Below are 22,516 nucleotides of genomic sequence, written 5' to 3' on the forward strand. Positions count from 1 at the left end.
CGGATAAATCTCAGCGAAGGGCCTTCCAGGCAGCCACGTAGGCCTTGGCATTGGCCGCCACTTGCTCAACCGTCATGCCCGGTTTGAACAGGCCGGAACCGAGGCCGAAACCTTTCACACCAGCGTCGATGAACGCTTGCATGTTGTCCGGGGTGATCCCGCCGACCGGCGCCAGCACCGTCCCGGAGGGCAACACCGCGAGCCACGCCTTGACCACCGCCGGGCCCATCTGCTCGGCCGGGAACAGCTTGAGAATGTCCGCGCCCTCCTCCAGCGCCGCGAACGCTTCGGTCGGCGTCGCTACTCCCGGCGACAGGTACAGCCCCGCCGCTTTCGCTGCGCGCAGCACTTTGGCGTCGCTGTGCGGCATGACGATCACTTGGCCGCCGGCCTCTTTCACTAACTCGACCTGCTCCGGGGTCAACACCGTGCCGGCACCGATCAGGCAATCGGTGGGCAAGGTCTGACGCAGGATGCGGATACTTTCGTACGGCGACGGGGAATTGAGCGGTACTTCGATGACGCGAAATCCGGCGGCATACAGGACTTCTCCGACAGCAGCGGCTTCCTGCGGATGCAGGCCACGCAGGATTGCGATCAGACCGTTTTGTGCCAATGCTTGCTTGAGCATGTCAGGCCTCCAGTCAGGGTTAACGGGATAAGGAATCGAGCAGCCCGGCGGCCAGCGCGAGTTGCCACAGACCGCGCTCGGTGGCCTGCTCGGCGAGCGTGACCCGGGCGAAACCGCAGGCATCGAGGGCCCGGCCGTAGCGGGCGCAGAGTTGCGCGTTGCCGATGAGGACGATCGAAGGCAGATGCACGCTGTTGCGTCGGCGGCGCTGAGCCGTGGCGAGTGCCGCGAGTTCATGGCCGATCAACAGGCCGGACAAATAGTCAGGTTGTGCACTGGCGTCGAGTTCGCCGGTCAGGCCCAGCGTGCGGGCACTGAACAACGTCGATAGCACGCCAAGCTCGCCGTCCGCCGACAGCGCCACTTGCACGCCACGATCAAACGCCGGGCCATCGAAAGCCGCGCCGTGCTGTTGGGTACGACCCAGAATGCTGTGATGACTGAGTACGGCGAACACTTCGCCGGTCATGAAGGTATCGAAATGAGTGATGCAGCCATCGACCACTTCCACCCACTTGGAATGGCTGCCCGGCAGACCGATCAACAGATCGCCGCCCGCCTCGGCCGGCAGGTTCTGCAGTACGCCGAGGACCTGAGTTTCTTCGCCGCGCATCACATTGGGCAGACGCGAACGCTGGATCACCCCCGGCACGATATGTACCCGCGTGCCGCGCAGACTGACCAGTGTTTGTAAGGAATTTCCGAGATTGGCGACGTTCGCCGGCGTCTCGCAGTAGGCCGCTTCGCGCCAGCCCTGGGCGCTGCCGACCATCCCGCAGGCGATCACTGGCAGATCCGGCTGCGCATCGAGCCAGTCGCCGCACGCCTCTTCGAAGGCCAGTTCAAAGCCGTCGGCGCATTCACCACCGTGGATGACTCGCGGCGTCTTCGGTAACTGCATGATCCCGGACGACAGCGCACGCTGCTCCAGCACCACCCCGCCCGCCGCGAGTTTATAAGCACGTAATGAGGTCGTCCCCCAGTCGAGCGCGATCAATTGCGCCTGCATCGCTTCACCTGTTTTGTTTTTGGCAGTGAGTGCGACGGACTATAGACCTTTCAAGCGCGAAATCTCAATATGTAATTTTGCATCCCATATTTTGGGACTAAATAAGTCCATTTTGTCCAACGCTGAACGACGTCCGTTTAGGTGCAGGCAGGACGACACGTTAAAAAACCAGCAATCAGTAGCAGCCGGAATCCTCTCAGCCCCATCAATCGCGCTTCTCTTGAATCGCACGCACGATGTCAGTTGCTGGGATGAGCATTGACTTCGAATAATACCCACCGAATGAATAAGCAGAAGTGAACACGTTACAAGAGATGACATTACGCTGACCTAATACCTGCAATAATTCACTGGCAGGCATAAAAATATTTGATACGCCCTCATCCTCTTTTTTAAACGAGGACAATTTGGCCATATAAATATGCTCCGCTTTAGATCCAGAACTATCAAGCTCAACAAAATCCCCCACCAAATACTGAGTCAACTTGTCAAAATCCTTAAACTCGACATCCTTATCCAGCGAGCAGAACAAAGACTCGCCCAACTGACTTTCCCCGGTCACATCCTGAAAAAAATTCAACAGATCGGTTTTCGAACCAAACTTAATACCTAAAGATGAGTGATCATCTCCACCACTGACAGAAATCAAGTCAATATCAATGACCGGAAGAACCGGTTGCTTAGTGCAAGAACTGCACAGCAGCAGTGTCAGAAAAACAAACAACGACTTCATTTCGAAGATTCCAAATATTGACTCAAACGTTCATACACAATATCGCATGCCGATTTACCACCCTGTAGCGTAGCGCCAAACATGACACCTGCCTGACGATGGTTGGCGTCTACCGCTTCGTTGATAGCTGGCCCAGATGTCATAACCCAACGCTCGCCCATGCTTGCAACGTTATCAGATGAATCCGTCACCTTGGGCGAAGCCAATACATTGACCCAATAATCTGCCGAGGGCTTCGGTGTCGTGAAATATATATCAGACACCATCCAGACACCTGTGCCACCGCCAACAGGATCAAGCGTTACCAATACCTTTACGGTGTAACCGCGCTCTTTCAAAATCGAAGTCAGATGTGCACCATTCCAACCACCCAAACTATGACCTACAACGACAATATAGACCGACTTATCACCTTTCAAAGGACGCTCGACGTACTTTTTAATATCTTTTTCACCGCGAACGTCTTTGTAACTTATGTATGGCAGATTCACCTCAACTTTCTGCTCATTAGTAAGACGCTTCTCTAACTGCTTCCATGCATTCATCACATTATGATGCGGCGGCTCATTTTGATAGTACTCTTCCTTATCCCCAGCACCGCCAATAAAAAACACTGCAACCTTTTTTACTTTAACCGCAGCCTGTTTTACGCTCTGATCAGTCTTGCAGGTCAACTCATGACCAGCCACTTCAGTTTTACAATCGTTGAGCGCGGGTTTTTCGACTTCCATTTCGATCACTCTACGAACAGTTTAATAGTTTCGGCCAAATGCGAACTGACCATATGGGTAAAGCCCTGTTCATCGGTGATGCCATGCTCAACACGCCCATCGCCTCGCTGAATCGCATAAGGGTGGTCGGGAATAGGTTCGCCCGTGGCTTCATTAACGACCTGCATCCGATCATTGAAATGCACCGGCATCGGCAACAACCCACTAAACGCTGCCCCTCCGCCACTTTGTCCAATAATCACCGTGCCCGAACCACCGACCACGACATTGCCGTGGCCACCGGTGCTGTCGAGGGTTGCGGCGTTCAGGCCGTTGATGAATACGGTGCCGGAAACAGCGCCGGTGATCGGGCTGCCACAGGCTGATTTGTCGGTCATGCGCGCGGCGGCGAGGCCGTCGAAGAAGACGTCGGGCGAGCCGGAAACGATCGGGTTGGTGCCATGGCCTGGCAATGGGCAGGCGGTCGGGTCGGTGACGCGGGCGGCGGGTTTACCACTCAATTCAAAGCTCCTTGCTTCAGAGGTTCCGGGTGCGGCTGATGGATGTCGATGTCGGTCGCGGCGAAGCGCCAGCGGTTGTCGACAGGGTCGAACAGTGCGTGGCAGTGCTCACGGCTGTCGGGGGATGTGGCAGTTTGCAGATGTCGCCAGGCTTGGTCGGTTTGCCAGGCCAGTTCGGCCGGCGCGGCGTCGTCGAGCTCGTTGAGCCAGGCGTTGTAATTGCGCAGTTGATTACGCTCGTAAGCCGTTTGCAGCAGATCGGCCATTTGCACGCCGAGGTCCAGATGATGTTCGGCGGTCCACTGGCCGATCTCGGAATAGACGTACCAGCCCATCGGCATCAACGCGCCGTCCTTGAGCAACGAATGGCTGGCGGGGGCGACGAAACCGCAACAGATGTGCAGCGTCAGCCAGCCCTGATGCGCGTCGATAAACGCATTCGGCTCGAAGTGGCGTAACGCGATCACACGGTAGTCACCCAGGCCGGCGCTGCGTGTCATGAGTTCGGCGTCGAGCCGCGACACAAACGCACGAATGGCTTTGCCGCCCGTGCGATTGACGATGCACAGGATGTCTACCGGTTGACGCTGAGGGTTGTCAGAGCAGCCTGAGTTTTTCACCAGGCCATACAGGCGCATTGACGCCCGCAGTCCGCTCATCGCCGCTCACTCAGAGACGCAGCGAAGGCTCCACGGGCGTGGAGAAGTTTTGCCAGAAGCATTGCAGGTGTCGTCCGTGAGCGCGCAAAAATGGCGCGTAGAATGCCGGACTAGAGCGGTGGCGGCAATCACTTCAGCATCGGATTGCCATCATCTCCTCAGCCTTCGGCAAACTCACGCAACACCTTGCCATCCATGCGATAGCGCACCCACTCTTCCTGCGGTTGCGCGCCGAGGGATTTGTAGAACTCGATGGCCGGGGTGTTCCAGTCCAGCACGCTCCATTCGAAGCGTCCGCAGTCATTGGCACAGGCGATTTTCGCCAGATGCCGCAGCAGGGTTTTGCCGGCGCCGCCGCCGCGTTGTTCGGGGGTGATGTAGAGGTCTTCGAGGTACAGGCAATTGCTGCCGAGCCACGTCGAATAGCTGAAGAAGAACACCGCAAAACCGATCGGCACACCGTCACGCAGGCAGATCAGGCCGTGGGCGGTGGCGCCCTCGCTGAACAGGCTGCGCTCGATGTCGGTGACACTCGCAATGACTTCGTGGCGGGCCTTTTCGAAATCTGCCAGTTCGGTGATGAAGGCGAGGATTTGCGGTGCATCGCTGGGGGTCGCCGGGCGGATTTCGATCGTCATGGACGGGCCTTGTCGGAAAAGGAAAACGCCATACTAAGGCCGTGGACGGCGCTCGTCACATGGCAACACAGAGAATATCCTGCTCCGCTAGTGCAATGTGGGAGCAGGCTTGCTCGCGAAGCGGTTTGACAGACAACAATGATGGTGACGGGATTGATGCCTTCGCGAGCAAGCCCGCCCCCACAGGGAACTTCGACAATCTGAAAGGATGCTCATGAACACTGAGATTTTTATGCCCGTGGAGGCGCTCGCAGCAGCACTGCTGCCCCACGCCCTCGAACCCGGCGACGACGGCGCCCACGACCTCGCCCACCTGCAACGGGTCTGGCACACCGCGCGCACCTTGCAGGCTGAGGAAGGTGGCGACCTGGAAGTGTTGCTCGCCGCCGTGCTGCTGCACGACTGCGTGTCCGTGGAAAAAAACTCGCCGCTGCGCTCGCAGGCTTCGCGTCTCGCCGCAGAAAAAGCCGCCAACGTGCTGGCCGATCTGGATTGGCCCGAAGGCAAAATCAGCGCCGTCACCCACGCCATTGAAGCCCACAGTTTTTCCGCCAACATCACCCCGCTGACCCTCGAAGCGAAACTGGTCCAGGACGCCGACCGTCTCGACTCGCTGGGCATGCTCGGCGTTGCCCGCACCTTCTACGTCGCCGGGCGCATGGGCAGTGCGTTGTATGACCCTGTCGACCCCGAAGCCAAAGCACGCGACTACGACGACACGCGCTTTTGCCTCGACCACTTCCAGACCAAACTGCTGCACCTGGCCGATGGTTTCCAGACCGTCGCCGGTCAGCGTCTGGCACAGGTCCGGCATCAGCGCCTGAAGGGTTTCATGGAGCAGTTCAAGGAAGAAATCGGCCTCGACTGACAGTCCTGTGTCTCGACCGTTCGTCGTTCATCAGGCACCAATCCGATTCAAGGGCAGACCAACAACAGGTAAGGATTCCAATCACTGGAGAAGCCCTATGATCTCGTCAAGGTTGACTGCCCTCGTATTCAGCGCCCTGCTCTGCCCAGCGGTGTTCGCCGCTTCCACCACCGCAGCGGGCACAGGCCCCACCGACCCGGTTCCACCGCCACGCGCGCCCGCCATCAACAGTGCCCCCGGCATGAACACCGATGGCTCCGGCGTGCCGTTGATCAACCAGCCACCCGCCACCGGCACCGATCCGCGCACTCAAGGCAGTGATCCCGGTCGCCAGGGCGGCATGAATACGCCAGATTCCCCTGCTACGCCTGACAACTCGGGCGCTGGAATCGGCTCCAAAACCACCACTGGTGGGTCGGGCTCCGAAGGGTCCGGCCAGTAGTTCGCCGACGCGAGCGTCCTATTCACATCCATGAAGAGGTAACCATGAACGTCGATAAAAACCTGGAAAAAGAAGTCCTCACCCGCCTGCTGCACGCCCATCCGAGCGGATTGGGCAAAGAGGTGCTGGACAACTATCGCGGTGAGAAAGTCGTGGCCAGCGCCCTCGCCTCCTTGCAGGATCGCGGACTGATCCACCATGGTCATGTGACCTGCAACGAGGCCGGCGAACACTCGTTGAATCTGCCGATCAAGCTCAGTGCGGCTGGCGTCGAGGCAGCCAGAAAGCTCGAAAGCTGACGGTAGATCCGCAAGCATTTGAGTCCTCTAGGAGCTGCTGCAGGATGTGATCTTTCAAGAGCAAAAGATCGCAGCCGGCGGCAGCTTCTACAGTGGGTTTTGTGATCGACGCGAATCCCATGTGGGAGCGAGCTTGCTCGCGAAGGCGGTCGATCAATCGCCGCAGGACCCACTGATAAACACATCCACCTCGGCAGCCCCCGGCGCTGTCGCCGGCCCCCAACGCGTCACCGCCAAAGCCGCCGCCGCATTCGCCCGCCGCGCCGCCTCATGCGCGTTCAAACCCTGCGCAAGCCCGGCGACAAAGACTCCGGCATGGGCATCACCCGCCCCGTTGCTGTCCAACGCTTTCACGGCAAATCCCGGCACATGCCGACGCTCGCCACGCTGCTGAATCCAGCAGCCCTGCGGCCCGTCGCGCACCACCATCAGCACATCCTTCGGCAGATGATCCGCCAACCGATCCAGCGCTTGAGCAATGTCAGTCGCCTCGGTAAAGCGCAGCGCTTCGACGCTGTTGCTGGTCCACACATCGATGCGCGGCAGCAGCGCCTGGATCAACGGCGAGTCCGGCGACTCGACCAACGGCCCTGGATCAAACACCACGTTGATCGCCCGCGGCAGCGCCAGCGTCCAGTCCAGCAGGGCTTGCGCCTTGCCTGCATGCAGCAGGCTGTAACCGCTGACGTAGACATAATCGCCCGCCTCGGCGGCCACGCTGTTCAGGTCGTCTGGCGTCACCTCGCCTTCGGCACCGATGTAGGAAATAAAACTGCGTTCGGCCGATGAGTCGGTCAGCGCCACACACAAACCGGTGTCGCGCTGCGCCGCTTGTTCGATGCCGATGTGGATGCCTTCAGCGGTCATCGCCTGGCGCGCCAGATCACCGAAACGCCCGGTACCGTGGCGACCGAGATAGACCACCGGCAAACCATTGCGCACGGCTGCGGCCATCACGTTGAAACCGCCGCCAGCCTCGAACGCGGCAGATTGCGCCAGCACATCACCGCCGATTTGCGGCAGCTGATCCACGGCCATGACCAGGTCGATAATGACTTGGCCGGTGTGCAGCATCTTAGGCATGAGCATTCTCGACTTGCGCGGCGCGACGATCTTTCGCCCCGCCGAGAACCAGGTAAATGCCACCGGCGACTACGAAGGTCACGATCCAGCCGAGGCCGTTGTGGCCCAGCCACGAGTCGGACAAAAAGCCCTTGAACCAGACGTTCTCGGCCGTGGTGCCGATGGTGGTAAAGCTGAAGCCGAGCACGATGGCAATCGCCCACGCGCCGAACGCGCGCCACTCGATGCCGCCGCGATACCAGTAGGCGCTGCTCGGGCTGACGTCGAGCAGGTCTTTGGGGCTGTAGTAGTGGCGGTGAAGCAGGTCAACCACGAAGATCCCGACCCACGCGGTGATCGGCACCGCCAGCAGCGAAATGAAGGTGATGAACGGGCCGTAGAAGCTGTCGGCAATCAGCATGAAGTAGATCGAACCGGCGAAGATCGCCACGATGTCGACCACCACCGCGTAGACGCGTTTGACCTTCAGGCCGAGGGTCAGCGTGGTCAAACCGGCGGAGTACACCGAGAGGTTGTTCGACAGCAGCAGGCCACCGAATGCGGTGATCAGGTACGGCACGGCCATCCACGTCGGCAGCATGTCGCGGATGGCCACGATCGGATCAGTCGCCGAGGCGAGATCGTTGTTGCCCACTGACAGCAGGCCGCCGAGGGTGATCAGCAACACCAGCGGAATCCCCGCGCCGAACGCCGCCGAAGCGACCAGTCGCACAGCCTTGACGCTGCGGTGCTGATAGCGCGACATGTCAGCACCGGCGTTGGCCCAGCCGATCCCGGTGCCGGCGGCCATGGTGCCGATGCCGATGATCATCGCGCTCAGCGGCGCAGGGCTGGCGTTGAATACGGCGCTCCAGTCGATGGTGGCACAGAGGAAGCCACCGACCAGAATGTTCAACGCACCGAACACGTAGGTCGCCCACTTCTGGATCACCAGCAAGGTGGCGTGGCCGAGGCCGGAAACCGACAGGGTCAGCAACACGAAAATCGCGATGAAAATCAGCGTGAGGACCGGCGCGCTTTTCGCTTCCACCGGGGAGCCGAACAGGATCGAGCACAACGACAGCAACACGAACGCGGCGGTGGTGGTGTTGACGGTTTCCCAGCCCAGCCGCGACATCAGCGAGACCAGCGTCGGGCCGATGTTGCCGCGCACACCGAAGATCGCGCGCGACAGGGTCAGGCTCGGCGCACGGCCACGGCGGCCGGCAATCGAGATGATCCCGACCACTGCGAACGAACCGGCGGCGCCGACAATCGCGACGATGATCGCCTGCCAGATCGCCAGCCCGCGAAACGCCACCAGCGTGGCACCCAGCGGCAGGCCGAGAATGGAAATGTTGGCGGCGAACCAGACCCAGAACAGTTGCAGCGGATGACCGTTGCACTCGGCTTCCGGCACCGGCTCGATACCGCGGGTTTCCAGCTGCCCGGCGCTTGGCCCGGCGTTTGATGAACTCATGAACAGTGCTCCTGTTTGCCTTTATTGTGGTTGTGGCAATGACTCAATAAAACTTGCTTTTGTGGCGAGGGAGCTTGCTCCCGCTCGGCTGCGAAGCAGTCGTAAATCCAAACAATGGGGTATGTCTGACACAGTGTGTCGGCAGGGTTTGGGGCCGCTTCGCAGCCCAGCGGGAGCAAGCTCCCTCGCCACAGTTATGTGGTCAACGCAAGGCCAACAGCCCCTGCACCAACGGTTCAAGCTCCAGATGATTGACCGCTTTGACCGTGGCAATCATCGGCACCGGCCAGCTCTCAAGACCCAGGCAGGCCCCGAGCATGGCGCCAAGAATCGCTGCGATGGTGTCGGTGTCGCCGCCAAGACTGGCGGCCATGCACAACGCATCGAATGCGCTCATCTCGCCGACCGCCACTTGCTGCGCCAAAGCGAACGAAACCACCACCGATTCCTGCGATGCCACCGAAGTGCCGATCACGTCGTACAGCAGATCCGCCAGCAGTGCCTTGTCACTGTCGACGCTGATGGTTCGCGCCCAACTGATGCGCGAAGCAATACGTCCACCGGCGACCCAGTGCCCGTGCGCTTCGGCCTGTTGCGCAATCTGCTGGCCGAGGTTCAACGCCTCGCCCAGGTCCATGCCGTTGATCCCGGCCGAGACCACTGCCGCCACCGCCGCCGCGCTGGAAATTCCCAGTGTGGTGTTGTGCGTGACCTGACAGGCCTGAACCACGGCTGCGATGAAACGCTCGGGATCGGCGACGTCTGCCGCGATGCCCACCGGAGTAATGCGCATGGCCGCGCCGTTGGTGGTGCCGTAACGCCCGGCCTCCTCCGGCGAGTGACCGGCGAGGATCATTTCAATGGCGCGTTTGGTCGATGGCCCGAGCAGGTCCTGCGAACCCTTGGCCTGCATCTCGGCTTCCCACTCGATCAGCCGTTGAGCGAGGACTGCCGGTTCGATGCGGCCCTTGCCTTCGACCAGCAACTCGCCGACCAGAATCGCCTGTTCGGTATCATCGGTGATCGAACCCTTGGGCATGTTGGCGGCGATCGGTTGCAGAGGACCGGCGTCCTGCAGGTCGGTGATCCGGCCGAAGCGGGTCTTGATCGTTTCGCGGTTCAGCGATTGCGTCGGCATGCCCAGCGCATCACCGAGGGCCAGGCCATAAAACGCACCGAGGGCACGGTTGAGCGCGGTCATTTTGATTCTCCAAATTGCAGGTGCAGGCGGAAATGCACCGGGTCGAGCAGGCTTTCGACCTGCTCCATGAATCGGTTCTGCCGGTCGTAGGTGGTACGCAGGGCTTTGAGGAAAACGGTGCCGACCGGGCGCCCGAGCAGTTCGGCGTCTTCGGCATTCAGCGGTTCGGCGCCGATCCACTGATCACCGCGCTCGCCGATGTAGCCGTACGCAGCCAGGGTAATGGTCAGCGAGTTGTCGATCAGACCGACGCGCGGCAGGCTTTCCAGGCCTCCGGTCGCCGGCATCAAAGAGCGTTCGAGGGACACCAGCGTGCCGTCGTTGGAGCGGCGGCGCCGGTCGAGGGTGATGAATTGCTCGGTGCCGAAACGCGAGAGCAGATCGGGCCGGGTCACGGCTTCCAGACGCAGCACTTCGGTGTTGATCAGCGCCCCGCTGTCGGCCAGCGCCCGCGCCCAGCCGCTGCGCTGATCGAGCACCACACCGTCAAACGTGACGATCGAGCCGACCCCACTTTGCGTGGCGATGTAATTGCGCCGCTTCAGCTCGGCCAGCGCCTCGCGCAACGTGCCACGGCTGACGTTGAATTCCTGAGCCAACTGATGCTCGCCGGGCAACAGAAAGCCGTCCTCCATGAGGCCGCTTTCGATGCGCCGGACGAGTTCGTCGACCACCCGTTGTTTCTTGTCAAATCGTACCTGTCTAATCATGTACAAAGTGATAACCGAAACGGGCGCAGACGGGCAAGGGGTTTTTAGGGGTTCGGACAGAAGGAATGCATAACTGTGGCGAGGGAGCTTGCTCCCGCTGGGCTGCGGAGCGGCCCCAAAACCGGTGACAAGGGTGAGTCTGACACACCGCACTGTCCGGATTTGCGACTGCTGCGCAGCCGAGCGGGAGCAAGCTCCCTCGCCACAAAATTATGCTTCGACAGATAGAGTCAGCGTTGTTTGAGGCGGTCGATGACCACCGCCAACAGCAGAATCGAACCGCGAATCACATACTGATAAAACGTATCGATGTTCTTCAGGTTCATCGCATTCTCGATGATCGCCAGAATCAGCACCCCGGCAATCACGTGGCGGATCATGCCGATACCGCCGCTCAACGACACGCCGCCGAGCACACACGCCGAGATCACCGTCAACTCGAAACCCTGGCCAATCATCGGCTGCCCGGAGGTCATGCGCGACGCCAGAATCACCCCGGCCAGCGCACCGATCACGCCGTGTACGGCGAAGATGATGATCTTGGTCCGGTCGACATTCACCCCGGCGAGCAACGCCGCTTCCTGGTTGCCACCGATGGCCATGGTGTTGCGCCCATAGGTGGTGTAGTTCAGCAGCCAGCCGAAAAACAGGAAGCAGACAATGGTGATCAGGATCGGCACCGGCACGCCGAACAACTGGCCGTTGCCGAACACGAAGAACGATTCCTGCGACACGCCCACCGCTTTGCCGTTGGCAAAAATGTAGGCCAGGCCACGGACGATCTGCATGGTCGCCAGTGTGGTGATCAGCGCATTGACCCGCAGCTTGGCAATCACGATGCCGTTGATCAGCCCGACAATCAGGCCCATCACCAGCGCCGCACTGACGCCGAGGAACACGCTGTTGGTGTCGCGCATCACCACCGCCGCAACCACCCCGGCGCAGGCGATCACCGAGCCCACCGACAGGTCGAAATGCCCCGACGCCAGGCAGTAGAGCATGGTGCACGCGGCAATGCCGGTGGTGGAAATCGCCAGCCCCAGCCCGCGCATGTTCAATGGCGAGAGGAAGTTGTCGATCAGCAAGGTGCAAGCGAGGAAGATGCCGATGGCCGCCAGCAGCATGACCCAGTCATCGAGGAAGCGCCGCAGGTCCAGCGGTTTGCGGGGGGTCGGCAAAGCCTTGTTTTGGATGGTCATCATGTTCACCTCTCAGTTCGCCACGCCGTCAGCGCGATGGCGCGGCAAAGCCAGTTGCAGCAGGTTGGATTCATTGGCCTGGTCGCGGCTGACTTCGCCGCGCAGCGCGCCTTCGCAGAGCACCAGAATGCGGTCGGAAATGCCCATGACTTCCATCAGGTCGCTGGACACCACGATCACCGAAATGCCATCGGCGGCCAGGTTATGGATGATCTGGTAGATCTCCGCCTTGGCGCCGATGTCGATGCCGCGAGTCGGCTCGTCGAGCAGCAGGACCTTCATCGGCATCGACAGCCAGCGACCGAGAATCGCCTTCTGCTGATTGCCGCCGGACAGGAATTTGATCTGCTGCCCGGCGTGCGGGGTTTTGACTTTCAGCGCCTTGATCTGCTTGTCGGCGTTGCCCTTCTCCCACAGTCCGCGCAGCAGGCAGCCGAGGCTGGCATTGGCGCCGCGCGCGCTGATGTTGATGTTCTCGGCGACGCTGGCCAGCGGGATGATCCCTTCTTTTTTCCGGTCCTCGGGGCACAGCAGGATCCCGGCGGCAATCGCGTCGCGCGGTGAGCGTAATTTCAACTCATGACCGCGCAATTCGAGGCGTCCGGCGCTGTTGCGCTCAAGCCCGCTGAGCAAGCGAAACAGCTCGGTGCGCCCGGCTCCGACCAGACCGAACAGGCCGAGAATCTCGCCCTTGTGCGCCTCGAAACTCACCGGTTCGCGCAGGCCCGGGCCGAGCAAACCGTCGACCTTCAAGGCCACCGCGCCGCGTGGACGGCTGCGGTAATCGTAGATGTCCTGAATGTCGCGGCCGACCATGCAGGTCACCAGTTGATCGTGGGTCAACTGGCTCATGTCATCGAAGGTGCGCACGTAACGGCCGTCCTTGAACACCGTCACCGCGTCGCAAATGCGGAACACTTCTTCCATGCGATGGGAGACGTAGAGCACCACTTTGCCCTCATCGCGCAGGCGACTGATGATCGCCATCAAACGGTCGATCTCGCGCGCCGAGAGGCTGCTGGTCGGCTCATCGAAGGCGATTACATGCGCGCCACGGGACAGCGCCTTGGCGATTTCCACCAATTGCCGCTGACCGAGCGACAGGCGCCCGACCTTGGTCTGCGGATCGATTTCATCGGCCAGGCCCTTGAGGCAGGCCAGGGCATTCTGGCGCAGCAGGCCGCGATTGATCAGGCCGAAACTGGCCGGCAGATGGCCAAGAAACAGGTTCTCGGCCACGGTCATTTCCGGCACCAGGTGCAGCTCTTGGTGAATCACCGCGACGCCGCTGCCAATGCTGTCGGCCGTCGACTTGAACGCCATGCTCTGCTCGCCGATCTGCAACTCGCCGCTGCTCGGAATGTAGGCGCCACCGAGGATCTTCAGCAGAGTCGATTTGCCGGCACCGTTCTCGCCCATCAAGGCGTGCACCTGCCCCGGGTGCGCGACGAAACTGATGGCGTCCAGCGCCTTGACCCCGGGGAAGGTCTTGCCGATTCCGTTGAAGCGCAGGCTGCCGCCGGCGCTGCTTGCATGTGTCTGTACTTGCGCGTGCATCTGAGTCACCTCTTCACACCGATCGAGCAGCCATCAATTCCACAGGCCGATTTTTTCCAGCTCTTGCTTGAAGTTCTCGCGGGTGATCAGGGTGACGTCGTCCATCGCCGTGTACTTCGGCGGCTCTTTGCCGGTGGTGACCCACTCGTACATCATCTCGGCGGTCTTGTAGCCTTCGATGTGCGGGCTAGGCAGCATCGAACCGAAGAAACCGCTGTTGGGCTTTTTCAGCTCGCCGATGGCGTCGGTGCCATTGATGCCGATGCCAATCACGTTGGCCGCAGCGAACCCGGCGGCTTCAGTGGCGCGTACGCCGCCGAGCACGGTGTTGTCGTTCATGCCGCCGATGATCAGGTTCTTCGCCGCGCTTGGCAGCTTGACCAGCGCCGAGTTGGTGGCGTCCATGCTGCCCGGCACGTCGAGAGTTTTCAGCGCGGCGGTCAGGATGTGGTCTTTCGGCAGGCCGGCGTCTTCGAGCGCCTTCATCGAACCGTCGGTGCGCTTCTTGCCGGTGTCGAGTTCGTTGTAGGTATTGACCACCGCGTAGGTGTCTTTCCAGTCCCAGTTGCGCTTCTTCGCCTCGGCGACCATCGCGTTGCCCTGCTTCTGGCCGACTTCGAACGCCGCCATGCCGAGGTACGGCACGTCTTCCATGAACTTGCCGTTGGCGTCGACGAAGCGGTCGTCCACGGCAATCACTTTGAGGTCATTGAGTTTGGCTTTGGCCATGATCGCCGGGCCGAGCGAGACGTCCGGCGGGCAGATCACGAAGCCTTTCGCGCCATTGGCCGCAAGGCTGTCGATGGCCGAGAGGGTTTTCTCGCCGTCCGGCACGGCGATCTTGATCAGCTCGAAGCCTTTGTCCTTGGCGGCTTTTTCAGCGAAGGCCCACTCGGTCTGGAACCACGGCTCTTCTGCCTGCTTGACCAGAAAACCGATTTTCACGGTGTCGGCAGCCAGCAGCGAGCTGCTCAGGCTGAACGCGGTGACCGCCAGCGCGGCACTGCACAGGGTACGAATCCCGAAACGACGTTTCATAAGCTGACTCCTTGTTATTTTTCTTGAGCGTTATTTGAAAAGCGTTAAAGCCTGGTTTTGCAATCTAGAACAAAAATAGTCATATCGTATGATGATTGGATTTAAGACGGAGCTCATCGCCTGAAACCTGATCCATTCAGTCGTGGTACATCACCGAGCGCCCACCATCGATGGTGATGCACGAGGCGTTGATGAACGGCGCTTCATCACTGGCCAGGAACACGGCGGTCATCGCCACTTCCATCGGCTGGCCGATGCGTTTCGGCGGGTGCAGATCAAACGCGCGCTGACGCTCGGCGTGCGGATCGGCAAAGCCGTTCCAGTAATCAACGTTGAGCTGGGTTTCAATGTAGCCGGGGGCGATAGCGTTGACCCGAACGCCCTTCGGCGCGTATTCGATGCCCAGCGCCCGGGTCAGTCCGAGCAGGCCGTGCTTGGCAACCGGGTACGGGAAGCAGCCGGGAATGATGTGGCTGGAATGGGTCGAGGCAATATTGATGATGCTGCCGACGCCCTGCTCGATCATCTGCGGCAGCACGGCTTTGCAACCGTACCAGGCGCCGTCCAGGTCGATGGCGAAGCAGCGATGCCAGTCTTCTTCGGACATTTGCAGCGGATCGCGGAACACGTTGACCCCGGCGCAGTTGACCAGCACGTCGATGCGCCCGTGCAGCTCAACCGCCAGTTTGGCCATGGCGTGCAGGTCTTGCTGACGCGAAACGTCGGCCTTGATCGCCTGCACGTCGTAGCCCTTGTCGCGCCAGTGGGCGGCAACCTTCTCGACTTTCTCTGCCTGAATATCGCTGATCACCAGTCTGGCCTGCTGCGAGGCGAAGGTGGCGACGATGGCTTCGCCGATGCCTTGAGCGGCACCGGTCAGCAGCACCACTTTGTTTTTCAAACGCTCACCCTTCGGCGGCTCGGGCACCGGCGGCAAGGAAAGAGGTTCAGCCATGGATCATGACTCCTGTTCGTCAGCACAAAAAAACCGGGCATCTGCCGATGTCCGGTCTGGAAGACTGTGAAAACAAAACAGGCAGGCGCGGCGAGCGCTGGGCCGTTGCGAGACGCTGACTCCGCTGAGGAGTGCGATAGAAATTCGCTTCATCACTTCACCTGTTTTGTTCTTTTTAAGTGTGAGTGCGTGTTACTGCTGGAACCGACTATAAACCCGACCGCCGAATAATCTCAATATATAATTTTGCATCCCATATTATGGGATTTAACCCGCAAACCGCGTGCAGAGTTTGCCCGGCACGTCGACCCGCATCGACAGCACCGCGCCATCCAGTGGATGGTTGTGCGGACTCTGGGCGCTGCTGATGTACAGGGTTTTCAGGTCTTCACCGCCGAATACACAACTGGTCGGTCGGCTGACGGGCAGATCGATTGTGCGCTCGACCTTGCCCTCCGGGCTCAGGCGCAGCAGGCAACTGCCATCCCAGCGGGCGTTCCACACATAACCTTCGGCGTCCATCGCCGAACCGTCCGGGCCGCCCTGCCCGTCTGCGCCGTACCAGGCCTCGGGGCTGCCGAGATTGCCGTCGGTGTGAATGAAATAGCGATTGAGCGCCCCGTCGAGGCTGTCGCCGAACAGCAGTCTGGTGCCGTCGTCGCTCCACAACAGCGTGTTGGGAATGCCGAGACCGAGCAGCAATGGCGTGACACGCTGGTCGGGATCAATGCGAAACAAGCCACCGGAACGACGCTCAATCGGCAGGTCTTCGCCGTTGTCGCCGATGTTGTTCTGCATGGTGCCGAGCCACAGTCGCCCCTGACCATCGCAGCGTGCCTCGTTGGGCCGATTGCCCGGTTGCGGGTCGGCGATGCAGAACAGCGTCAGGCGTGGTTCGAGACCGGGGGAATCAAGATCCAGGCGATAGACCCCGCTGCTCAGGGTCACCAGCGCATCGCCGCTGGCACAGGGGATGAACGCGGAAACGTGCTCGGGCATCTGCCAGATCTGCACATTGTTGCCGATCAGCCGCAGCGCCTGCTTGCCGGCGATATCGACCCAGTACAGTGCCTGGGTCGGGGCGTCCCAGAATGGCCCTTCGCCGAGCTTGGCGCGGTGTTGGGTTGCGGCGGTCAACGGCATATTGAATCCTTCATGTTGTTGTTTTAACTGTAGGAGTGAGCCTGCTCGCGATAGCGGTGGGTCAGTGACGACGATTGTGACTGACCCACCGCTATCGCGAGCAGGCTCACTCCTACAGGGGGATCTGTGTTCTCAGCTGGCTTTTTTGTCGGCCATCACCTGCGGGTAAAAGCGTTTGATTGCCAGGTCGGCATTGTCAATCAGGGTCATGCAGGCCCACACGCCGCGCGCGGAGTCACGGGCGGCGATGGCGTCAGCCATGTCCTTGTGAATCGGCAATGTGCGACGCAGTTCATCGGGGTCGGCAGCGGAGACTTCAAACGACACGGCGAGCAAGGCGCCCAGGGCCGGGACCATTTGCTCGATGAACTGGTTGTGGCTGGCGGCCAGAATGCATTCGTGGAAGGACTGGTCGGCGCGGTTGTAATCGATGCCGCTGTCGACAGCCCGCTCCAGCGCGTTGTAGGCCAGTTGCACGGCCTGAATCTGCTCAAGCGTGGCGCGCTCGCAGGCCCAGCGCACGGCCATCGGTTCGATGGTGCGGCGCAGATCGAGCAGGTCATCGACGAAGTTTTCCGGCAGACCGTTGCGCGACAGCCAGCCGACGACTTGCGGATCGAACAGATTCCAGCGCCGCACCGGCAACACGCGGGTACCGACTTTCGGCCCGACTTCGAGCATGCCTTTGGCGACGAGGGTCTTGATCGCTTCGCGGATCACCGTGCGGCTGACACCGAGCTGCTCGCCCAGATCTGCCTCGACCTTGATCGCCTGCCCCGGCTTGACCTGGCCGGCGGCAATCCAGCTGCCCAGCCAATCGACCGTTGATGCATGAAAGCTGCTGGACATGGAGACCTCAAAGCGGGTGGCGATGGGTGTCCACGCTAATGATCATATGATTGGGAGTCAAATCAGATTTTGCGGATGTACATAGATCAATGTGGGAGGGGGCTTGCTCCCGAAGGCAATACATCAGTCACTGCATAGGTGACTGTCACACCGCCTTCGGGAGCAAGCCCCCTCCCACATTCGATTCATTGTCAGGGCTCGAGGCCGATGCGGAAGAACTCGCCGCCGCTCCACACGCCCAACCAGCGTTGCCCGTCGATCTCACGACTGACCGCCAGCTCCACCAATTGGTAAAACACATTGCGGTGAATCAGCGCTTCGAGGTTGCTGCGCACATGCACATAAGGCGCGGGCTCTTGAGTCGCCGGATCGATCTCGACGCGGATCGGATGTTCCGGCCCGGCCTCGGCGGTCTCCTCGACGTTGGTGGTGAAGCGCAGTACCTGCGCCTCACCCTCGCCTTCGACTTCCACAGCTATCGCCACGAACGGCGCATCGTCGACCTTGATCCCGACCTTTTCGACCGGGGTAATCAGGAAGTAATCATCGCCGTCGCGGCGGATGATGGTGGAGAACAGCTTGACCATCGGCTTGCGCCCGATCGGCGTACCCAGGTAATACCAGGTGCCGTCGCGGGCGATGCGCATGTCGATGTCGCCGCAGAAGTCCGGGTTCCACAAGTGCACCGGCGGCAAGCCTTTGGTTTTGGGGATCTGTCCCAACAGGTCATTGGCTTTTTGCGGGCCACTCATGGCGTACTCCTTGGTTTATTGGTCGCTGATCCCCAGCAGGCTGCGCGCGTATTGCGCCAGCGGCGGGCCGATCAGGTCTTCCGGTTTGTTGTCGTGGAACGTCAGTAAACCGCCACGACTCTTGATCCGTGCAGTATCAATCAAATACTGGGTGCTGGTCTCGATCAACATGATCTGAATCACCCCGCCGTCGATGCCCAAGCGATCCACGGCTTCCTGATCGAGCCACTCATCGGAGTTGCCGATCCGGTCATCAGCCTTGGCGAAACGCGTGTACAGCAGGTAGTGCGCGCCCGCATCGCGAGCTTCGCCCAACGCCTGATCGAGGCCTTCCGGTGCACGGGCACGGCGAACCATCGGGAAGTATTCGACAAAACCCTTGAAGGCCTCTTCGGCCACTACGTTCGGCCGCGGGTAGGAACCACCCGGCGGCGCGAATGCACCCTGGGCGATGTAGATGAATGAGTCCGGCTGAATGCGGAAATTGTTCACCCGCCGGCTGTCGCTGTGATCCAGCAGCCCCGCGTCGCTCATCTGATAGCGAGTGCCTTCGGCCATATCGCTGACAGTCATACAGCCGCCAAGCGCCAAAACGGCCAGCAGCAAAACCAGGCTACGCATCCTCATCCTCCAGAAGCCGGTGACGGAAAACCGGCGAATGGCCGTTGAATGCAGCTTTTGCGCCAGCTCAGGAAATTCGTTGATTGTAAGATCGTATTCGCGAGCAAGCTCGCTCCCACAGGAGAATGCACTCGAAATGTGGGAGCGAGCTTGCTCGCGAAAGCGGTTGTTCAGCCGCCGATAATCTTCATGACGGTCGCACCACCGGAGAACGCCACTTCCTGCTTGTCGCCCAACGCCTTGACCAGCAGACGCTGCAATGCCGGCAGTGCCTGATGGCGCGGCTTGTCGAGCAGATCGCCGACATAGTGGCGGTTGCTCGATGACAGGCAGCCATGCAGCCAACCGGTCGAGGACAGACGCAGACGCGAACAGGTTCGGCAGAACGGCACGCTTTCGTTGGCAATCACACCGAAATGGCCGAGCCCCGGGATCGCATAGCGCACGGCCGTAGCATCCACCGGCGCATCGGCCTGGGCGTATTCGTAGCGCTCGCCAATCAGGCTCAGCAGTTGCTGCAGGCTGACGAACTGTTGCAGGAATGCGTTGGAGTCGGTGGCGAGGTGACCCATGCGCATCAACTCGATGAAACGCAACTCATAGCCGCGCTCCAGGCAGTAATCGAGCAGCGGCATCACCTGATCCAGGTTCTGCCCGCGCAACGGCACCATGTTGACCTTGATCTTCAGTCCGGCGGCTTTCGCCTGGTCCATGCCATCGAGCACGGTCGCCAGATCGCCGCCACGGGCGATGCTGCGGAACGCGCCAGCATCCAGGGTATCGAGGGACACGTTAATCCGGCGCAGACCGGCATCCACCAGCAGCGGCAGTTTTTTCGCGAGGAGTTGACCGTTGGTGGTCAGGCTGATGTCTTCCAGGCCCATCTTGCCGACGGCGCTCATGAAAGATTCGAGTTTGGGGCTGACCAGCGGCTCGCCACCGGTGATGCGCAAGCGTTCGATGCCGGCGGCTTCGATCAGATAAGCCACGCCACGGGCCATGGCCTCGGCCGACAGTTCATCCTGCGCAGCCACCAACCGCTTGCCGTTGGGCACGCAGTAGGTACAGGCGTAATTGCAGGCTGAGGTCAGGCTGATACGCAAATTGCGAAAACGCCTGCCTTGACGGTCAACGATCATGATCACTCCGGCGATAGAAAATCGAGCGGCTAAAACTTGACTCACAAATCAAGTTTTAGCAAGCCCTATGCCTGAGTATATTCCTGCGCTACTGCGCCATGTAGCGAAATCATGGCGCAATAAGGCAGCTGAATGGCTCAGCTGCTTGGGATTTCCGGATCGCGCTTGCGCTTGTTGCCCATGCGCACGCCGATGTCCATCAGGAACTGGAAGAAACCTTCCTGATCTTCCAGCACATTGCTCCAGAACGGCGAGTGATACAGCGCCACCGCGCCGTGCACCAGCGCCCAGGATGCGCAGTAGTGGAAGTACGGCGGCACGTCTTCGAGCTTGCCTTCGCTGATCCGGCCCTTGATCAGCAGGGTCAGGCGTTCGAAGTTCGAGGCACGGATCTTGTGCAGCTCCTCGACCATTTCCGGCACCTGATTGCCTTTTACGACCTTCTCTTCGAGGCGGTCGAACAGGCGATAGCGTTGCGGGTCACGCATGCGGAATTCGAAGTAGGCACGGGACAGCGCTTCCTTGTCCTTGTCGACATCGGCCGAATGCAGCAGCTCGTTCAAATCGCGCTCGTAATCGAGCATCAGGCGCAGGTAGATCTCGGCCTTGGACTTGAAGTGCTTGTAGATCGTGCCTTTGCCGATACCCACGGCATCAGCAATCATCTCGACGGTGACACTGTCTTCACCTTGATCGAGGAACAGCTTGAGCGCGGTATCGAGAATTTCTTGCTCGCGGCGACGAAACTCACGGACCTTACGAGGTTCTTTGTGCATAAGAAAAGGTCTGTAGGGGTCAAAATTCGAAGCCGCGTATTATGCCTAACTTGCGCAAAAATGCACGGATCATCCGACCATATCTGTGTTTGTTGTTCATTTCGGGAACGTTTGTGGCGCAATGAGAACTCATCTGAAGCGCACGTATTCCAAATTTGTTTAAAAACCCCGACCGGCCAACTGGACTGCACGCCAGACTGATCAATACTTGAACTGTCGGACGGCATCTCCCCCAAGTGCCGTGCCGATAAAGGTACCAAGGGACCGCGTGCCTTTGTTTTACTCCTAATGGTCTTAACCCGGATTCACCCCCCAGAACCCGGGTTTTTTTTGCCTGCGATTCAGGCTTTTACATGAGCCAACGGGAACAGCCGCTTGAAGTTCTCGGTGGTCTGCTCGGCAAATCGCTCATAGTTTTCTCCGCGCAGCATCGCCAGAAACTCTGCCACTTCGCGCACATACTGCGGCAGGTTCGGCTTGCCGCGATAAGGGATCGGCGCCAGATACGGCGAATCGGTCTCCACCAGCAAGCGATCGGCCGGCACCTTGCTGGCCACATCACGCAGGGCGTCGGCATTGCGGAAAGTGACGATGCCCGACAGGGAAATGTAATAACCCATGTCCAGCGCAGCCTTGGCCATGTCCCAGTCTTCGGTGAAACAATGCAGCACACCGGCCTGGGGCAACGCCGCTTCACGCAGCAGCTCGAGGGTATCGGCGCGTGCGCCTCGGGTGTGGATGATCACCGGCTTACCGGTCTGCTGCGCGGCTTGCAGGTGCAGGCGGAAGGATTCCTGCTGCAGCTCGGCGGCTTCCGGTTCGTAGTGATAATCCAGACCGGTTTCGCCGATCGCCACCACTTTCGGGTGATTGAGTTCGTGCAACAGCCAGTCGAGCGCCGGCGCGGCGCCCGGTTGCACATCCAATGGATGCACACCGACCGAGCAATCGACGTCGTCATAACGATCGGCGAGGGCTTTGACGTCGGCAGCGTTGTCGGCACTCACGCCGATGCACAGAAAGTGCCCTACCCCGCGCTGGCGCGCAGCATCGAGTGCAGCATCCAGCGAACCGTCATGGGCGGCGAGGTCGAGGCGATCAAGGTGACAATGGGAATCTACGAGCATAAAAGAGACTGCAACTTACATCGTATGAGTGGGACGGTCGGACTTCAGTGCTCCGGCCAGATGGGTTTCGATGCGACTGCGGGCGGTGTTGTCGCCCTCGTTGAATTGCACGCCGACGCCGGCGGCGCGGTTGCCCTGGGCGCCTTTGGGGGTAATCCAGGCGACCTTGCCGGCCACCGGAATCTTCTCCGCCTCGTCCATCAGATTCAGCAGCATGAACACCTCATCGCCCAACTTGTAGCTCTTGTTGGTCGGGATGAACAGGCCACCGTTCCTGATAAACGGCATGTAAGCGGCGTAAAGCACCGATTTGTCCTTGATGGTCAGGGACAGGATGCCGTTGCGCGGCCCCGGGCTGATGGCTTCATTCATGTTGACCTCCACTGCTGATGTTCAG

General features: G+C 60.2%; 26 protein-coding genes. 3 read left to right on the plus strand and 23 right to left on the minus strand.

Translation table 11 applies throughout. The features are described from left to right. Window positions 1–10: 10 nt before the first annotated feature. The 7 genes from V9L13_RS12640 to V9L13_RS12670 form a co-directional block, all read right to left on the minus strand. Window positions 11–631: a 2-dehydro-3-deoxy-6-phosphogalactonate aldolase gene (locus V9L13_RS12640; RefSeq protein ID WP_338802675.1), complete on the minus strand. Its 621-nt coding sequence runs from the start codon at window positions 629–631 to the stop codon at window positions 11–13. 19 nt (window positions 632–650) lie between these two features. Next, window positions 651–1,640, minus strand: coding sequence for a 2-dehydro-3-deoxygalactonokinase (locus tag V9L13_RS12645; RefSeq protein ID WP_338802676.1), 990 nt, complete (start codon window positions 1,638–1,640; stop codon window positions 651–653). 205 nt (window positions 1,641–1,845) lie between these two features. After that, window positions 1,846–2,373 (minus strand): hypothetical protein, encoded by a 528-nt coding sequence (locus V9L13_RS12650; protein WP_338802677.1) that lies wholly within the window; start codon window positions 2,371–2,373, stop codon window positions 1,846–1,848. Further along, on the minus strand, window positions 2,370–3,104 hold the full coding sequence (locus V9L13_RS12655; protein WP_338802678.1) for an alpha/beta hydrolase: 735 nt from the start codon (window positions 3,102–3,104) through the stop codon (window positions 2,370–2,372). The genes V9L13_RS12650 and V9L13_RS12655 overlap by 4 nt, the downstream gene beginning before the upstream one ends. A gap of 5 nt (window positions 3,105–3,109) precedes the next feature. After that, window positions 3,110–3,604, minus strand: a complete 495-nt coding sequence (locus V9L13_RS12660) for a PAAR domain-containing protein (RefSeq protein WP_103484718.1) — start codon at window positions 3,602–3,604, stop codon at window positions 3,110–3,112. Next, window positions 3,601–4,263 (minus strand): hypothetical protein, encoded by a 663-nt coding sequence (locus V9L13_RS12665; protein WP_098965004.1) that lies wholly within the window; start codon window positions 4,261–4,263, stop codon window positions 3,601–3,603. The genes V9L13_RS12660 and V9L13_RS12665 overlap by 4 nt, the downstream gene beginning before the upstream one ends. A gap of 158 nt (window positions 4,264–4,421) precedes the next feature. Next, a complete protein-coding gene (locus V9L13_RS12670; protein ID WP_003226995.1) occupies window positions 4,422–4,901 on the minus strand; it encodes a GNAT family N-acetyltransferase in 480 nt (159 codons plus the stop codon). Between the two features lie 214 nt (window positions 4,902–5,115). On the opposite strand from V9L13_RS12670, the gene V9L13_RS12675 reads away from it, so the two are divergent. From V9L13_RS12675 to V9L13_RS12685, 3 genes are all read left to right on the plus strand, one after another. Then, window positions 5,116–5,769, plus strand: coding sequence for an HD domain-containing protein (locus tag V9L13_RS12675; RefSeq protein WP_338802679.1), 654 nt, complete (start codon window positions 5,116–5,118; stop codon window positions 5,767–5,769). 97 nt (window positions 5,770–5,866) lie between these two features. Next, a complete protein-coding gene (locus V9L13_RS12680; RefSeq protein ID WP_003227000.1) occupies window positions 5,867–6,211 on the plus strand; it encodes a hypothetical protein in 345 nt (114 codons plus the stop codon). Between the two features lie 44 nt (window positions 6,212–6,255). Next, window positions 6,256–6,510: a hypothetical protein gene (locus V9L13_RS12685; protein WP_103484720.1), complete on the plus strand. Its 255-nt coding sequence runs from the start codon at window positions 6,256–6,258 to the stop codon at window positions 6,508–6,510. A gap of 153 nt (window positions 6,511–6,663) precedes the next feature. On the opposite strand, the gene V9L13_RS12690 is transcribed toward V9L13_RS12685, so the two are convergent. The 16 genes from V9L13_RS12690 to V9L13_RS12765 form a co-directional block, all read right to left on the minus strand. Further along, window positions 6,664–7,593, minus strand: a complete 930-nt coding sequence (locus tag V9L13_RS12690) for a PfkB family carbohydrate kinase (RefSeq protein ID WP_338802680.1) — start codon at window positions 7,591–7,593, stop codon at window positions 6,664–6,666. After that, window positions 7,586–9,052 (minus strand): cytosine permease, encoded by a 1,467-nt coding sequence (locus tag V9L13_RS12695; protein WP_338802681.1) that lies wholly within the window; start codon window positions 9,050–9,052, stop codon window positions 7,586–7,588. The genes V9L13_RS12690 and V9L13_RS12695 overlap by 8 nt, the downstream gene beginning before the upstream one ends. Before the next feature lie 202 nt (window positions 9,053–9,254). Beyond that, window positions 9,255–10,253 carry an ADP-ribosylglycohydrolase family protein gene (locus V9L13_RS12700; RefSeq protein ID WP_338802682.1) on the minus strand — a complete coding sequence of 333 codons (999 nt, stop codon included), beginning with the start codon at window positions 10,251–10,253 and terminating at the stop codon, window positions 9,255–9,257. After that, on the minus strand, window positions 10,250–10,963 hold the full coding sequence (locus tag V9L13_RS12705; protein ID WP_338802683.1) for a GntR family transcriptional regulator: 714 nt from the start codon (window positions 10,961–10,963) through the stop codon (window positions 10,250–10,252). The genes V9L13_RS12700 and V9L13_RS12705 overlap by 4 nt, the downstream gene beginning before the upstream one ends. A gap of 230 nt (window positions 10,964–11,193) precedes the next feature. After that, entirely contained in the window at window positions 11,194–12,162 is a 969-nt protein-coding gene (gene araH, locus V9L13_RS12710; RefSeq protein WP_045122821.1) for an L-arabinose ABC transporter permease AraH, read from the minus strand. Window positions 12,163–12,174: 12 nt separating this feature from the next. Continuing rightward, on the minus strand, window positions 12,175–13,719 hold the full coding sequence (araG, locus tag V9L13_RS12715; protein WP_338802684.1) for an L-arabinose ABC transporter ATP-binding protein AraG: 1,545 nt from the start codon (window positions 13,717–13,719) through the stop codon (window positions 12,175–12,177). Between the two features lie 33 nt (window positions 13,720–13,752). Continuing rightward, window positions 13,753–14,757, minus strand: a complete 1,005-nt coding sequence (locus V9L13_RS12720; protein WP_103520734.1) for a substrate-binding domain-containing protein — start codon at window positions 14,755–14,757, stop codon at window positions 13,753–13,755. 136 nt (window positions 14,758–14,893) lie between these two features. Further along, window positions 14,894–15,712, minus strand: coding sequence for an SDR family oxidoreductase (locus V9L13_RS12725; RefSeq protein WP_338802685.1), 819 nt, complete (start codon window positions 15,710–15,712; stop codon window positions 14,894–14,896). Window positions 15,713–15,979: 267 nt separating this feature from the next. Beyond that, window positions 15,980–16,855 carry an SMP-30/gluconolactonase/LRE family protein gene (locus tag V9L13_RS12730; RefSeq protein ID WP_338802686.1) on the minus strand — a complete coding sequence of 292 codons (876 nt, stop codon included), beginning with the start codon at window positions 16,853–16,855 and terminating at the stop codon, window positions 15,980–15,982. A gap of 132 nt (window positions 16,856–16,987) precedes the next feature. Next, window positions 16,988–17,704, minus strand: a complete 717-nt coding sequence (locus tag V9L13_RS12735; protein WP_338802687.1) for a FadR/GntR family transcriptional regulator — start codon at window positions 17,702–17,704, stop codon at window positions 16,988–16,990. Between the two features lie 191 nt (window positions 17,705–17,895). Next, window positions 17,896–18,456 (minus strand): DUF1285 domain-containing protein, encoded by a 561-nt coding sequence (locus V9L13_RS12740; RefSeq protein WP_003227023.1) that lies wholly within the window; start codon window positions 18,454–18,456, stop codon window positions 17,896–17,898. Window positions 18,457–18,471: 15 nt separating this feature from the next. Next, window positions 18,472–19,077 carry a DUF4823 domain-containing protein gene (locus V9L13_RS12745; protein WP_103520737.1) on the minus strand — a complete coding sequence of 202 codons (606 nt, stop codon included), beginning with the start codon at window positions 19,075–19,077 and terminating at the stop codon, window positions 18,472–18,474. 170 nt (window positions 19,078–19,247) lie between these two features. Then, window positions 19,248–20,216 carry a radical SAM protein gene (locus tag V9L13_RS12750; protein ID WP_103484729.1) on the minus strand — a complete coding sequence of 323 codons (969 nt, stop codon included), beginning with the start codon at window positions 20,214–20,216 and terminating at the stop codon, window positions 19,248–19,250. Between the two features lie 137 nt (window positions 20,217–20,353). Further along, window positions 20,354–20,992, minus strand: coding sequence for a TetR/AcrR family transcriptional regulator (locus tag V9L13_RS12755; RefSeq protein ID WP_045122584.1), 639 nt, complete (start codon window positions 20,990–20,992; stop codon window positions 20,354–20,356). A 341-nt stretch (window positions 20,993–21,333) separates the two neighbouring features. Further along, complete coding sequence (locus tag V9L13_RS12760; protein ID WP_262141590.1) at window positions 21,334–22,119, minus strand: TatD family hydrolase; 786 nt, start codon at window positions 22,117–22,119, stop codon at window positions 21,334–21,336. A 15-nt stretch (window positions 22,120–22,134) separates the two neighbouring features. Further along, on the minus strand, window positions 22,135–22,491 hold the full coding sequence (locus tag V9L13_RS12765) for a PilZ domain-containing protein (RefSeq protein ID WP_003227030.1): 357 nt from the start codon (window positions 22,489–22,491) through the stop codon (window positions 22,135–22,137). Between the last annotated feature and the right edge of the window lie 25 nt (window positions 22,492–22,516).

Origin of the sequence: Pseudomonas sp. RSB 5.4 (assembly GCF_037126175.1) — a bacterium.
GTDB classification, from domain to species: domain Bacteria; phylum Pseudomonadota; class Gammaproteobacteria; order Pseudomonadales; family Pseudomonadaceae; genus Aquipseudomonas; species Aquipseudomonas fluorescens_H.